A 14,137-nucleotide genomic window follows, 5' to 3' on the forward strand; every position below is an offset into this window, starting at 1 on the left:
TAATAGACATGCACGACATCCGCGCGATCCGCGACAATCCTGAACGCTTCGATGCCCTTCTGGCGCGGCGGGGACTGTCTAGCCTGTCGTCGGAGATCCTCGCGATTGATGAGGCGCGTCGGGCAAAGATTCTGGCCGCCGAGACCGCTCAGGCGGCCCAAAACGCGGCCTCAAAAGAGGTGGGCGCGGCCAAGGCTAAGGGCGACGAGGCGGAGTTCGAACGGCTGCGCGCGCTCGTGACCGAGAAGAAGGCCGAGGTGGCGCGGCTGAATGAGGAAGCGGCTGCCGAAGACGAGCGGTTGCGCGATATGCTCATGGGCATCCCGAACCTGCCGCATGATGACGTGCCCGAGGGCGCGGATGAAAACGACAATGTCGAAATCCGCCGCTGGGGCACGCCGCGCGCCTTCGACTTCAAGCCGGTCGAGCATTTCGAAATCGCGGGCGTCAAGCCCGGCATGGATTTCGAGACCGCGGCAAAACTCTCCGGCGCCCGCTTCGTCCTCCTGCGCGGCGGCGTCGCCCGCATCCACCGGGCGCTTGCTCAGTTAATGCTCGACCTCCACACGACCGAGCACGGGCTGACCGAGACGATGACCCCGGTTCTCGTGAAGGACGAGGCGATGTACGGCACCAACCAGCTGCCGAAATTCGCCGAGGACAGCTATCAGACCACCAATGGCTGGTGGCTGATCCCGACCTCCGAAGTCACGCTGACCAACACAGTTGCTGGCGAGATCGTCGATGAGGCGGCCCTGCCGATCCGCATGACCTCGCACACCCAGTGTTTCCGCTCGGAAGCGGGGAGTGCCGGCAAGGACACGTCGGGCATGTTGCGTCAGCACCAGTTCGAGAAGGTGGAGATGGTGTCGATCACCACGCCCGAAACCTCGCTGGCCGAGCACGAGCGCATGACGAAATGCGCCGAGGCCGTGCTGGAACGGCTCGGCCTGCCCTACCGGACGGTCGTCCTCTGCACCGGCGACATGGGCTTTGGCGCACGCAAGACCCATGACATCGAGGTCTGGCTGCCCGGGCAGGACAAGTACCGCGAAATCAGCTCGGTTTCGGTCTGCGGCGACTTTCAGGCCCGGCGGATGAATGCCCGCTACCGCCCGGCGGGCGGCAAGCCGGACTTCGTCCACACGCTGAACGGCTCCGGCCTCGCCGTCGGCCGCTGCCTGATCGCGGTGCTGGAGAACGGCCAGCAGGCGGACGGGTCGGTCGTGATGCCCGAGGCGCTGGTGCCATGGCTCGGCGGCAAGACGCGATTGACGGAAGACGGCGCGTTGGTCTGACAAAAAGCGGGGGCGCTGCCCCCGCACCCCCGGAGTATTTTCAGACAGAAAGTGAAGTGGGGCTCAGGATTTCTTGACCTGAGTCCCCTTGTGCTTCCTGAGCCGCGACGGCGTGTGGAACTTCTTGTCCTTGAAGGGGTTCTTGTCGCCCTGATCGCGCATGGTCAGCCGAATCGGCGTGCCGGGCATGTCAAAGTCGGCCCGCAAGCCATTGACAAGATAGCGGGAATAGCTGTCTGGCAGCATGTCGCCATGATTGCACATCACGACAAATGCCGGGGGTCGGGTCTTTACCTGCGTCATGTAGCGCAGCTTGATCCGCCGCCCGCCAGGCGCGGGGGGCGGATGCGCCTCGGTCATCGCGGTCAGCCACTGGTTCAGCTTGGCGGTCGTCACCCGGCGGTTCCAGACCTCATAGGCCTTCAGGATGGCCGCGTGCAGCCGGTCGAGCCCTTTGCCGGTCTTGGCAGAGACGGTCACCATCGGCGCGCCGCGTAGCTGCGGCAGCAGGCGCTCGAACGACTCGCGCAACTCCTTTAATTTCTCGGTCTTGTCTTCTTCGAGATCCCACTTGTTCGCGGCCACGACCACCGCACGACCTTCGCTTTCGGCGAAATCGGCGATGCGCAGGTCCTGCTGTTCGAAAGGAATGCCGACATCGAGAAGCACCACGACAACCTCGGCGAACCGCACCGCGCGCAACCCGTCCGAAACCGATAGTTTCTCTAGTTTTTCAGTGACTTTCGCCTTTTTCCTCATCCCCGCCGTATCGAAGATGCGCATCGGTGTACCCATGAATTCGGCACTGACCGAAATCGCATCACGGGTGATCCCGGCCTCGGGGCCGGTCAGCAGCCGCTCCTCTCCGATGATCTTGTTGATCAGCGTGGATTTGCCCGCATTCGGGCGGCCGATGACCGCGATCTGAAGCGGCTTCTCACGGGTGGGCGTGCGCGGCCCCGCCTCACTCTCGTCGTCGGAAACATCGACATCGACCTCGGGCGCGTCCATCGCGGCCTTCGCCTCGAATTCCTCGGCGAGGGGACGCAGCATATGGTAAAGCTCGTCCATCCCCTCGCCATGTTCGGCCGAAAGCCGCAGAGGCTCGCCTAGCCCGAGCGAATAGGCCTCCAGCACGCCTGCATCAGCGTTCTTGCCCTCGGCCTTGTTGGCGGCAAGGATCACATGGGCGTTCTTCTTGCGCAGGATCTCGGCAAAGACCTGATCGGTGGGCGTGACGCCTGCCCGCGCGTCGATGATAAACAGGCAGATATCGGCCATCTCGACCGCCCGTTCGGTCAGACGCCGCATCCTTCCCTGAAGGCTGTCATCGGTCACATCCTCGAGCCCCGCCGAGTCGATAACCGTGAACTTCAGATCGCCCAGTCGCGCGTCACCTTCACGCAGGTCGCGCGTGACCCCCGGCGTGTCATCGACCAGCGCGAGTTTCTTGCCGACGAGGCGGTTGAACAAAGTCGATTTGCCGACATTCGGGCGCCCGACAATGGCGAGGGTGAAGCTCATGGGGTTCTTCCTGATAAGAAGCCGCCCGCATACACGGGTTTTCCCCTATCGGAAAGCCCGAAGCTTGCCATCCTTGGTCACGACGTAGAGGACACCGCCCGCGATGGCCGGACCTGTGGCCGCACCACCCGGCAGATCGACGGTTCCCACCAACGCGCCCGAGGCCGGGTCAAAGCTGCGGATCAGCCCGTCGGAGGACACAAGCACCAGCCTCCCTCCGGCCAGCACCGGCCCGTAATGGGCGTGGATCGCCTTGCGCCGCTTTTCCTTGTCTTTTGTGAAATACGGCAGGTCCACGCGCCAGATTTCTTCGCCCGTCGCGGCATTCAAGCGCATCAGTTGATCCTCATCGTTGACGAGGAAGACTGAACCGCCCGCGACGCTCACCGCGCTAAGGGCGCCGTCGGGGGCGCTCCAGACTGGCTGGCCGGTATCGGCGTTGATCGCAACGAACCGGCCCGCGGATGTCCCGGCATACACGATGCCGTCGGCGATGACGGGATCACCCGTAAGGTCGGACACGGTGGCATAGGCGCGGCCGCGCCGCTTACCCGCCACATGGGCCTGCCAGAGACCGGTACCGCTGTCCTTCGCGACCGCGATCATCTGTCCTGAGGAGAACGGATAGACCACCTGCCGCTGATCTACCGCGGGGGCGGAAACACCGGCCACACCGGCACCCGACGGCGTCCCGGGCAGAATCCATTCGACCTTGCCATCGGCGGCACGCACAGCCCAGGCCGCATCATCCCTCGCGACGATAAAGACCTTTCCGTCCGACACGGCGGGCGCCCCGCCAATCGCGGCCTCGACCTTTTGCCGCCAGACGACACCGCCGGAAGCGGGATCAAGTGCCACCAGCTCGCCGAAGCCCGTCGCAGCGAAAACGAGTCCCTCGCCAGCGGCAAGACCGCCGCCCGAAGCATCGCCCGAACGATCCGATGCGGGCGTCAGGTCAGTTTGCCACAGCGTGGCGCCGTTGGTGCCGGTCGCTGTTACCCGCGCCTCGGCATCAAGTGTGAAAATCCGCCCGCCCGCGACAACCGGACTGGCCGTAATTCGGTTCTTGCGGCTGTCACCTGAACCGATGGAGGCGGTCCAGATCTGGGCCGGGGCGGAGGACAGCGCGAGATTGCCGGAACGGTGCAGCGCGTTGCCACCGCGTTGCGCCCAGTCGGCATTGGCCACGGCTGCCGGAAGCGCGATCGGTTCCGCTTGCGCTGCAATCGCCGTTGCCGGGTCCTCACCCATCGCGGCGGTCCTGACATCCAGACGTTCGCCCGGCAGGATAACCTCGCCTTTGGTACATCCCACCACAAGGGCGAGAACGGCCAGAGTGCCAACACCTTGGGAAATCTTCACCAGTCTGCCCCTTCGTTTCTTGCCCACCCGGTACCTGGATGCGGGACTATGCCGCCCCCGGCTCTCCGCCGAGAACCACAATCATCTGTGACGCCCGACGACGCAAGCCCGCGGTCACATCCGGCTCGTTCAGAATTTGATTGAAAAGCCCCAGCGCCTCGTCGGTCTTGCCCTCCTTGGCAAGAACCAGCGCCTGCTGCTCAAGCGCAAGAACACGATAGGGCGCGCCGGCCGCGGCCAAGCGGGACAATGCGGCGTCCCGGTCCGCAGCCGGCATGTCGGCATCCGCAAGAATTACGGCCTTGAGTTCGGCCAGTTGCCTGTAGCTGTCCGCAAGATTCGTATCCGCAGCCAAAGCCTGAAGACGGGTCAGCGCACCGTCGCGGTCGCCGCTTTTCAGCGCCTCGTCCGCTGCCAGAAAGCCCAGAACCGCCGTCCGGCCAGCCGCGTCCCCTGCTCCGATCTGCTCCAGCGCCACCGCGCGTGCGGCGGCATCGTCGCTGTTGAGCGCGGCCAGAATCGAATCACCGAAGACCTGTGCCTCATGCCGGGCCTGCGACTTGGTCCACTCGGTCCAGGCGGTGCCGCCGACCACGAGCACGACAAGCGCAACACCGATCCAGCCATATTTGCGAAAAAGCTTGTAGAGCCGGTCGCGGCGAACCTCCTCGGTGACTTCCTCGATGAAACTGTCAGTTTCGCTCACGCGGTCTTCTCCCACCTCGGACCGCTAGCGGGCCCCTTGTTCGGCACCGTCTTACACGCAAGCGCGCGACCTTGCCAAGCCCGGGACCGCTCGCGGAAAAAGTGCCAATGCATGTCTTGCTGGCGCGTTCAGCGCCTGCACAATCGGATCAGGACTAGCCCGCGGCTTCTTCGGCGTCGGCGAGGCGCAAGCGCGGGCCCGGCGCTTCTTTGGTTTCTTCGTCGGCCGATTGCCGCGCCCACATCGCGGCGTAGCGTCCTCCCCGTGCCAGAAGGTCGTCATGCGTGCCTTCTTCGACGATCTCACCCTTCTCCAGCACCACGATCCGGTCGGCATCCGCAATGGTCGACAGACGGTGCGCGATGGTGATCACGGTCCGCCCCTCGCCCATCGCCTTCAGGCTGTCCTGAATGTCGCGCTCGGTCTGGGTGTCGAGGGCCGAGGTGGCCTCGTCCAGCAGCAGGATCGGCGGGTTTTTCAGAAGCGTGCGGGCGATCCCTACGCGCTGCTTTTCGCCGCCCGACAGTTTTAGCCCGCGTTCACCGACCTTGGTCTCATAACCTTCGGGCAGCGACATGATGAAGTCGTGGATTTTCGCCGCTTTCGCCGCCGCGATCAGCTCTTCGCGCGGGGCATCGGGCCGCCCATAGGCGATGTTGTAAAGGACGGTGTCGTTGAACAGAACCGTATCCTGCGGCACGACCCCGATCTGGGCATGAAGGCTGTCCTGCGTGATGTCGCGCACATCCCTGCCGTCGATTTTCAATGCCCCGCCGGTGACGTCGTAGAACCGGAACAAGAGCCGCCCGATGGTGGATTTACCTGATCCCGACGGGCCGACGATGGCCACGGTCTGGCCTGCGCCGACCTTCAGACTGACCCCTTTCAGGATCGGCCGGGTCGGGTCATAGGCAAACTTGACCGCCTCCAGTTCCACTTCACCACCATCGACCTTCAGATCCGGCGCGCCCGGCTTGTCGGTGATCTCGGCCGGTTGGCCCAGCAGGTCGAACATCTCGCCCATATCGACAAGCGCCTGACGGATCTCGCGATAAACCGTGCCGAGGAAGTTCAGGGGCATGGTGATCTGGATCATATAGGCGTTGACCATGACAAAATCGCCGACTGTCAGAACCCCCGCCTGCACGCCCATCGCCGCCATCACCATGACGATGACAAGGCCCGTGGTGATGATCAGCGACTGGCCGAAATTCAGCATAGACAGCGACTGACCGGTCTTGACTGCCGCCTGTTCATAGCCCGCCATCGCCGCATCGTACCGTGCAGCCTCGCGCGCCTCAGCGCCGAAATATTTCACGGTCTCGAAGTTCAGAAGGCTGTCCACCGCCTTCTGGTTCGCGTCGGTGTCCTGTTCGTTCATTTTGCGGCGGATCTTTACCCGCCATTCGGTGATCTTGAACGTGTAGGTCACGTAAAGCGCGATGGTGATCAGCACCACGGCCGCATATCGCCAGTCGAAGACAAGCGCGAAGATCACCGTGACCATAGAAAGCTCCAGGATCAGCGGCCCCACGGACAAAAGCATGAAGCGGAGAAGAAACTCCACCCCCTTTACGCCGCGTTCGATGATGCGGCTGAGGCCCCCGGTCTTGCGGGTGATATGGTAGCGCATCGAAAGCGCGTGGATGTGGCGGAACGTCTCCAGAGCGAGCTGCCTGAGCGCCCGCTGCCCGACCCGGACGAAGATCACGTCGCGAAGCTCGTTGAACCCGATCGACCCGACCCGCGCCAACCCGTAGGCCACCGTCAGTCCGATGGCGCCGATCGCCAGAAGCCAGGCATCGCTCCGCGTCTCATTCGACAGGGCATCGACGGCCGCCTTATAGAGAAACGGGGTCAGGACAGAGACGACCTTGGCAAAGGCCAGCGCCATCAGCGACAGCACCACCCGGCGCCTAACCCAAGCCTCGTCTTCCGGCCAGAGATAAGGGGCAACACGGCGCAGGGTGCGCACGCTTCGCTTCCAGCCGTCACTCTGCTGCGCCGGACCTGCCATCTTATCTTCCTTTCCGAAACATGACCGCTTGATCGCAGAACCGGGCACCGCTATCAAGGGCATTAATTCATAAATTCATGAAGTGTTGAATTATGGAGCGGAAACAGGCCCTGCTCGCGCTGTCGGCGCTGGCGAACGAGACCCGGCTGGACCTTGTGCGCATGCTCGTGGGCACCGGTGCCGAAGGGCTACCCGCCGGTGAGATTGCCCGGCTGCTCGATATTTCGGCTTCGCGGCTGTCGTTTCATCTTGCGACATTGGAACAGGCCGGGCTCATCACATCGCGCCGGGAATCGCGCAATGTGATCTATGCCGCGGATGCGACCGGGATCGGTGGCACGATCTCGTACCTTTTGAACGATTGCTGCCGCGCAGATCCAGAGGTGCGGGCCTGCTGCATCACCCAGAATGGAACCGCACCATCTGGCGCGTGATATTGTCAAAGCTGGCATTTCCGCCAAACATCGGCGGCGCGGTCAGTTCGACCACCTTTGTCTGTTCCAGGATCGCCCGGGCGGTTGTCTGGGTTTCCATCCGTGCCAGCGGTGCACCAAGGCAGAAATGCGGGCCGCCGCCGAAGGCAAGGTGTTTCGGTGTGGCAGTACCCGGCAGATAGCGGTCTGGGCGGAACACATTCGGCGCGTCGAACACGTCCGGGTCGCGGTTGCCCGCCGTCAGCCACAACACGACCAGCCCGCCTGCCGGAACCGTGACACCCGCCACCTCCTCCTCGGCCAGCGCATAGCGGTCGATATTGCGGATCGAGTTGCGCATCCGCAGCACTTCCTCGACCGCGGGCACGGTCAGGTCGGGATTCGCCCGCAACTGCGCCGCCGCGTTTGGAAAGGCATCCATCAGACGCACGAAATTGACGATCAGGTTGGTCGTCGTCTCATTCCCCGCGAGAAGGATCAGCATGGCCATCGAAAGAATCTCGTCGTCCGACAGCCGCTGCCCCTCGACCTCCACGGCCATGAAATCGGAAATCAGATCGCCCTCGCGCGGGCGAGCGCGGCGATCATTCATGTAGTCCTGGAAATAGGCCGTCATCTCCAGCCCGGTGCGCCGTCCGCGCTCCAGCATCTCCGGGTCCATCGTCGACAGCCATGTCGTCGCGCCGCTGTTTTCGCCCAGAACAGCCGTCCAGCGTCGAATGTCGCACATGTCGGACCGGGGCAGGCCAAGGATAGCCGTGATCATCGCCACCGTGATCTCGGCCGCGAAATCCTCCACCAGATCGAATTCTTCCCCTGAAAGCGCCATCTCCATCCGCTCAGTCACGACCGCCTCGACGGCAGGACGGAAACGTTCGACCATCTTCGGCATGAAGACCCGGTTGCCGATCATCCTAAGCCGCCGGTGCTTTTCGCCCCCTGCCGAGATCATGTTGTTGAAAAGGAAGGCAAGGTTGGCATCCCCAAGCTCACCCCCGCCCAAAAGCGAGCGGTCGGAACTGAAGCGGTCCGGCGCGGCAAGGATCGCCTGAATGTCGCGGTAGCGCAGCACGTGATGGCTTTCGATCAGGCCGGGATGGAGCCGGACTACGCCCGCGGCCTCGCGCAGGCGGGCTAACACGGGATAGGGATCGGCGCGGAAGCTGAGCGAGGTCAGGGCGTTAAACTCGTCCATCCTTGCTACTCCGCCGGATCGGGCACCTTGAAGATCTGACCGGGATAGATCAGGTCAGGATCTCGGATGAGATCCCTGTTGGCCTCGAAGACCTTAACATAGAGAATGCCGTCTCCATAATTTTCGCGCGCGATATGCCAGAGGGTAAAGCCGGGCTGAACGGTGACGATGGTCGCGCGGGTTGTCGGTTGCGGTTGTGACTGGTTTTCGGGCGCGGCGACGACTGTTCCCACTGCGGCCGACGCAGTCTCCGCCCCGGCAGCTCCTTCACTTTCGGTTTCTCCTTCGGGTGCAGCAGCGATCGGTTCGGATGTCGCAGCGCCTGTTCCGGGCTCTTCCGGCATGATCTCGGATTCCGAGGTTTGCGCCTCCGGGTCCTGATTGCTTCCGGAGGCAGCGCCCAACGCAGCGACGACCGTCTCAGGTGCCTCGCGTTGGAAAGGGGTCTCGAAGCGTGACGTGACCTTGCCGGTCCCGTCAACCTGATCGATGCGCAGCGTATACCGCCCCGGCTCGATCTCCGTCAGATGCATGTTCCAGTGGCCATCAGCGCCAATACCCACAGTCGTCACTTCGCTGTTGTCGAGGTAGAGCCGGGCGAACTGACCGGCCGTTCCGCGCCCGGCGATGTCGACCTCGCCACCGGCGCCGTAACCGATCGTGTCGATGACAATCCCGACGACCGGGCCCGATGCGGCCTGTTTGCGGACACCGGAATTATCCACGATCAGCACCTGAGGTGCGGCGGTTTCCGGTTCAGGCGTGGGGTTAGCGCTGGCCACAGCTTCGCTTGCCGCAACCTGATCATCGCCCGTGCCTTCACCGGCCGTATCCGACCCGGCCTCGGGTTCGGCAGCCGCGACCACTTCCGGTGCGGCGATCGGCGAAACAATGACGCTGGCCTCGGACGTGATCATGACACCGTCGGGGCCGGTCATCCGGAGCGTCAACACGCGAGGTACGTCGCTCGGTCCGAGCGTGAAAAGCGAAACGAAGGCACCCCGGTCGTCAGCCTCGACACTGTCTGCCTCGGCATCATCCACAAGGATCGCCACCGTGCTTCCCGCCCCCGCGCGACCGGCGACAAGGATGGAGCCGTCCGCCTCCACCCGCACCGTATCGAAAGCGGGCGCCTCGGGCATGGCGATCTCGGGTTCCGCTTCGGGCTGAGCGTCCGGTTCGGGTGTGGTCTCGGCAGCGGACTCGACGGCGGCGGATTCGACTTCGGCGGGCTCCTGATCGGAGGCCTCTGCTACCGGTTCTGTGACAACGGGCGCCTCAGTACCGGCTGGTTCTTCGGTCACTGTCTCCGCCGCCGTTTCAGTCGCGGCTTCCGTCTCGGCCGCTACAGCCGTATCCGCACCGGATTCGGGTGCCGTCACAGCAACACTGTCCGGTATGACCGTCGGCTCCTGACGCAGATATACGTAGAACGACCCGATCGCCACGAGCAGCGCAACAACCGCCGCCACGACCCATTTCAGCGTGGCCGCCTGAGGCCCCTGCCCGTTCGGATTTTCTGTCATGCATCCCCCTCGGACGCGCACTCGTCCCCGGTGCGCTTGAGGGACCATAGCAACGCGGTTATCACGGGTCAAAAGGAACCCTGAGCGAGGCCGATCATGAGCAGCACCCCGAAATCCATCTGTGTCTATTGCGGCTCACGTATGGGGGCCCGGCCTGCCTACGAAACAGCCGCAAGGGCCACCGGAGAGATGCTCGCGCGGAGGGGTTGGCGGCTGGTTTATGGCGCGGGCGATATCGGGCTGATGGGCACGGTGGCACGCGCCGCACAGGGCGCGGGCGGCACAACCTTCGGGGTGATTCCGACCCATCTCTTGCAGCACGAGGTTGGCAAGCGGGACCTTTCGACCTTCGTGATCACCGAGACGATGCATGAGCGCAAGAAGGTGATGTTCATGAATGCCGATGCGGTCGTCGTGCTGCCCGGCGGCGGCGGATCGCTGGACGAGTTTTTCGAGGTGCTGACATGGCGCCAGTTGGGGCTGCACAGGAAGCCGATCATCCTGCTGAACACCGAGGGTTACTGGGACAAACTCGTCGGGCTGATCGACCACATCATCGCGGAAGGCTTCGCAGATGCTACGCTTGCAGGTTTTGTTTCGGTGGTCGGCGATGTGGCCGAACTGGAAACTGCAATAGCCAACAGCCTCAGCTGAACCCTTATCCGGCTACGGGTATCGCCCGGCGTTTGCGTTCCTGCCTGAGGACGCTGAAAGAATAGAGGCCTAGCGCAGCCCAGATCATCGGAAACGCGATCATGTGCCAGAGCGTCACCGGCTCGGCGAAGATCGTGGCGGCGACGGCGAATTGCAGCGTCGGGTTCAGGTATTGGACAAGGCCGACCGTGGCCATGCGCACCCGTTTCATCGCATAGGAAAACAGCATCAGAGGCCCGCCGGTCGCGACACCGGAAACCGCCAGCAGCAGGCTGTCCGCCCAGTTCCTGCCGAACCCCCCGCCGCTGCCCCAGTGACCACTGTGAACGCCCCAGAGCCAGAGTGCAGCAATGGGCGCAAGAACCGTCACCTCCCCGGCGACTGATACGACCGGCCCCGCCTCGATCCGCCGCTTGAGAAGGCCATAGAGACCAAACGTAGCAGCAAGGTAGAGCGCGATCCACGGCCCAGCACCAAGCCCCACCGTCAGGACAAGAACGGCAAGGGTCGCCAGGGCCACCGCCATCCATTGCAGGGGCGCAAGGCCTTCGCGGTAGATCACCCAACCGATCAGCACGGCAACAAGCGGAAAGATGTAGTAGCCGAGCGACGCCTCGATTACCCGTCCGTTCTGAACCGACCAGATATATCCGAACCAGTTCGCCGAGACGAGCAGCGCCGCCAGAACCACGAGCCAGACTGCCTTGCTGACGAGCAACCGCGGCAAATGCCGGAGCCGCCCCTGAATCATAAGGACGACCAGGAAGAAGACGAGCGACCAGAGTGTCCGGTGGGCGAGAACCTCGGGAGGCGGCACGTGGTCAATGGCCTTGTAGAGGAGCGCCGACAGGCCCCAGACCGTGCAGGCCAGCACCATTGCGGCAACGCCCCTGGCCGCGTCGCTCATGCACCGATCTCCACCAATGTAATCTCGGGCACGACGCCGAAGCGGACCGGAATGATCGAACAGCCGATCCCACCCGAGACAATCAGGTCACGCGCGCCTTCCCGGACATGGCCGTAGGCATAGCGATTGCCGAATTTCGACGGTACAACCGGAGAATAGCCAAAGAGCCTGACCTGCCCGCCATGGGTATGACCCGACAGCGTCAGGCAGAAGCGGTCAGGGACATCCGGGAAGATATCGGGTTCATGCGCCAGGAGGATGGCGGGCGCGTCGTCGGTGATCTGCGCCATCGTACCAGGCAGATCATCAAGGCCGCGAAACTCCATATGCCCGACACCGATGGCAAGCTGATCGTCCAGACCCGCCAGCCAGAACGGGCCGGACGCCGCGCCCTCACCCAGCCTGATCGCCCGGTTCTGCAAGACTGGCACGCCCGCTGCACGCAGATGCTCGGCAATCCGGTTCGGTCCACCACCACGCGCCTGCGCGGCGCGGTCGTGCCACCAGTCGTGATTGCCCAGAATTGCTTGGACACCCATCGGTGCAGACAGATCCGCGAGGACCTTGGCGGTTTCTTCCATCGACACCCTTGCCGTGACGAAACGGTGGCCGGCCTCCAGATCGCCGAGAATGACGATCAGGTCAGCGCCGAGCGCATTGGTCCGCGTCACGATCTGCCTGAGCCGGTCGAGCGTGACATAGGGTTCACCCATATGGATGTCGGCCAGAACCGCGATCTTCAACGGGCCGCCGCTCCAGTTTGCCGGATTGATCCGCCGCCGTTTGACACGCAGCCGCAAGGCGGGTTCGATGAAGAACCCATAGGCCGACGTGAAAAGGCCTGCCAGGAACACCCCCAACAGGCCCTTCAGTATTCCGCGTCGTGTGATCAACTCAGAGGCGCGAGGCGACGTTTTCCCAGTTCACGAGCTTTTCGAGGAAGTTCGTGAGATAGGCGGGACGCTTGTTGCGGAAGTCAATGTAGTAGGAATGTTCCCACACGTCGCAACCGAGAAGCGCGGTCTGGCCGAAGCAGAGGGGGTTCACGCCGTTCTCGGTCTTGGTGACCTTCAGGCTGCCATCCTTGTCCTTGACGAGCCAGCACCAGCCCGAGCCGAACTGACCGGCACCGGCAGCGGCGAAATCATCCTTGAACTTCTGGACCGAACCGAAGCTTTCAGTGATTGCCTTTTCCAGCGCGCCCGGCATGGATTTGCCGCCCGGCCCCATCATTTCCCAGAACTGGGCGTGGTTCCAGTGCTGCGAGGCGTTGTTAAAGATACCGTTCTGTGCAACCGCACCAGCTTGATAGGTGCCGGTCACGATGTCTTCAAGCGACTTGCCCTCCCACTCGGTCCCGGCAATCAGCTTGTTGCCGTTATCGACATAGGCCTTGTGGTGAAGGTCGTGGTGATATTCGAGCGTTTCCTTCGACATGCCGAGTCCTGCAAGGGCGTCATGGGCATAGGGAAGGTCGGGAAGGGTGAAAGACATGGGCGGGCTCCTTTCGCGCTATGAGAAGGCTCATCCTGTATAAGCTGTTTCGGGTTCCGAAGGTCAATGGCCCGATCAAATATGTTCATTGTTTTTGATCGGTCACAATCGGCCAGTACTGAAGCCCGATAAGGTCACGTGCGAGGGAGACTCCTCTCGCTCACTCTGCATGAGAGACTATTCGGTCAAAGCCGCATAGCGCCAGTCCAACTTCGTCCAGATAGTCGAAATGCCGGTCCCGGACACGCTGCACCTCGGCTTCGGAAGCCGGAACCATCCCGCGCTTTTTCAGAATCCGCGCTTCATGGCGAGGCGTGTCATTGTCACCCCGATGGGTAACTATGTTCGGAAAATGAGGATCGGTGACGGCGATCATTCGGGACGGGATCTGGTAGTGTCCCCAGTCGAAAACCGTTTTGTCACGATGACGTGTCATGGCGCCGGCTGAAAAGAACGGACTGTACCAGTTGTAAATACCTTCAGTCGGGCCATCGGTCACGCAGTAGTATTGTTGCGCGAAACTAATGGCGAAGTTCTGATTCTCCCACATCGCAGCGGCGTGGCGTCGGGCGCGTCGGATAAAGTCCCTGGACACGCAATCGTCATCATCCAGCCGAAACTGAAGCGTGTTGCCGTGATCGATCTCGAGTTCAGCCAGCACATCCCGAATTACATCGGAGATATGGCTAGGAGGAACGAAGCGAAGGACGACGGTGCTTACCTCGGCACAAATACGGGTAAGACGTTCCTTGTATTCCGACGGAAGCCTGTCAGATGTCACGACGAGAAAGTGGAAATTTTGGTCGCTTTGCGCCGCAAACGATTTCAGCGTCAGATGCTCCAAGGTCGCAAGCCGGTTCTCCATTCGCTCGGGCGCAAACAACTCCCGCGCCTTCTCCTCGTAGATCTCTTCGAGCTTGTCGTCTGGCTGGTTGCGGTATGCTTTCCAGTCACCGCGCCCAAGCATCGAAAACCGGCACACGCCCAGAATATTGACCGAGTTGGCGTTCATTTCCTGCG

General features: G+C 62.7%; 13 protein-coding genes. 3 read left to right on the forward strand and 10 right to left on the reverse strand.

Features of this window, described 5'->3' with window-relative positions:
* The first annotated feature begins 8 nt into the window (after window positions 1–8).
* Entirely contained in the window at window positions 9–1,298 is a 1,290-nt protein-coding gene (gene serS / locus OEZ71_RS11665) for a serine--tRNA ligase (protein ID WP_263740170.1), read from the forward strand.
* A gap of 63 nt (window positions 1,299–1,361) precedes the next feature.
* Here serS and der read toward each other — a convergent pair whose 3' ends face one another.
* The 4 genes from der to OEZ71_RS11685 all read right to left on the reverse strand — a co-directional run bounded on the left by der (window position 1,362) and on the right by OEZ71_RS11685 (window position 6,907).
* A complete protein-coding gene (gene der, locus OEZ71_RS11670; protein ID WP_263740171.1) occupies window positions 1,362–2,822 on the reverse strand; it encodes a ribosome biogenesis GTPase Der in 1,461 nt (486 codons plus the stop codon).
* A 45-nt stretch (window positions 2,823–2,867) separates the two neighbouring features.
* Window positions 2,868–4,184, reverse strand: a complete 1,317-nt coding sequence (locus tag OEZ71_RS11675; RefSeq protein WP_263740172.1) for an outer membrane protein assembly factor BamB family protein — start codon at window positions 4,182–4,184, stop codon at window positions 2,868–2,870.
* A gap of 46 nt (window positions 4,185–4,230) precedes the next feature.
* Complete coding sequence (locus OEZ71_RS11680; protein WP_263740173.1) at window positions 4,231–4,890, reverse strand: tetratricopeptide repeat protein; 660 nt, start codon at window positions 4,888–4,890, stop codon at window positions 4,231–4,233.
* A 154-nt stretch (window positions 4,891–5,044) separates the two neighbouring features.
* On the reverse strand, window positions 5,045–6,907 hold the full coding sequence (locus tag OEZ71_RS11685) for an ABCB family ABC transporter ATP-binding protein/permease (RefSeq protein ID WP_263740174.1): 1,863 nt from the start codon (window positions 6,905–6,907) through the stop codon (window positions 5,045–5,047).
* 92 nt (window positions 6,908–6,999) lie between these two features.
* Between OEZ71_RS11685 and OEZ71_RS11690 the strand changes: the two genes are divergently transcribed.
* Window positions 7,000–7,341: an ArsR/SmtB family transcription factor gene (locus OEZ71_RS11690; protein ID WP_263740175.1), complete on the forward strand. Its 342-nt coding sequence runs from the start codon at window positions 7,000–7,002 to the stop codon at window positions 7,339–7,341.
* Here OEZ71_RS11690 and OEZ71_RS11695 read toward each other — a convergent pair.
* On the reverse strand, window positions 7,307–8,536 hold the full coding sequence (locus tag OEZ71_RS11695) for a cytochrome P450 (RefSeq protein ID WP_263740176.1): 1,230 nt from the start codon (window positions 8,534–8,536) through the stop codon (window positions 7,307–7,309). The genes OEZ71_RS11690 and OEZ71_RS11695 overlap by 35 nt on opposite strands.
* A gap of 5 nt (window positions 8,537–8,541) precedes the next feature.
* Window positions 8,542–10,062: a LysM peptidoglycan-binding domain-containing protein gene (locus tag OEZ71_RS11700; RefSeq protein ID WP_263740177.1), complete on the reverse strand. Its 1,521-nt coding sequence runs from the start codon at window positions 10,060–10,062 to the stop codon at window positions 8,542–8,544.
* A 96-nt stretch (window positions 10,063–10,158) separates the two neighbouring features.
* On the opposite strand from OEZ71_RS11700, the gene OEZ71_RS11705 reads away from it, so the two are divergent.
* Window positions 10,159–10,716 (forward strand): LOG family protein, encoded by a 558-nt coding sequence (locus tag OEZ71_RS11705; RefSeq protein ID WP_263740178.1) that lies wholly within the window; start codon window positions 10,159–10,161, stop codon window positions 10,714–10,716.
* Window positions 10,717–10,720: 4 nt separating this feature from the next.
* Here the strand turns inward: OEZ71_RS11705 and rarD are convergent, their stop codons facing one another.
* The 4 genes from rarD to OEZ71_RS11725 form a co-directional block, all read right to left on the reverse strand.
* Window positions 10,721–11,623 carry an EamA family transporter RarD gene (rarD, locus tag OEZ71_RS11710; protein WP_263740179.1) on the reverse strand — a complete coding sequence of 301 codons (903 nt, stop codon included), beginning with the start codon at window positions 11,621–11,623 and terminating at the stop codon, window positions 10,721–10,723.
* Window positions 11,620–12,477: a metallophosphoesterase gene (locus OEZ71_RS11715; protein ID WP_263740180.1), complete on the reverse strand. Its 858-nt coding sequence runs from the start codon at window positions 12,475–12,477 to the stop codon at window positions 11,620–11,622. The genes rarD and OEZ71_RS11715 overlap by 4 nt, the downstream gene beginning before the upstream one ends.
* A 40-nt stretch (window positions 12,478–12,517) precedes the next feature.
* Window positions 12,518–13,117 (reverse strand): superoxide dismutase, encoded by a 600-nt coding sequence (locus OEZ71_RS11720; RefSeq protein WP_263740181.1) that lies wholly within the window; start codon window positions 13,115–13,117, stop codon window positions 12,518–12,520.
* A gap of 160 nt (window positions 13,118–13,277) precedes the next feature.
* A complete protein-coding gene (locus tag OEZ71_RS11725; protein WP_263740182.1) occupies window positions 13,278–14,129 on the reverse strand; it encodes a putative rhamnosyl transferase in 852 nt (283 codons plus the stop codon).
* Window positions 14,130–14,137: the final 8 nt, after the last annotated feature.

The sequence above is a fragment of the Albidovulum litorale genome (assembly GCF_025751495.1).
Lineage (GTDB): Bacteria > Pseudomonadota > Alphaproteobacteria > Rhodobacterales > Rhodobacteraceae > Albidovulum > Albidovulum litorale.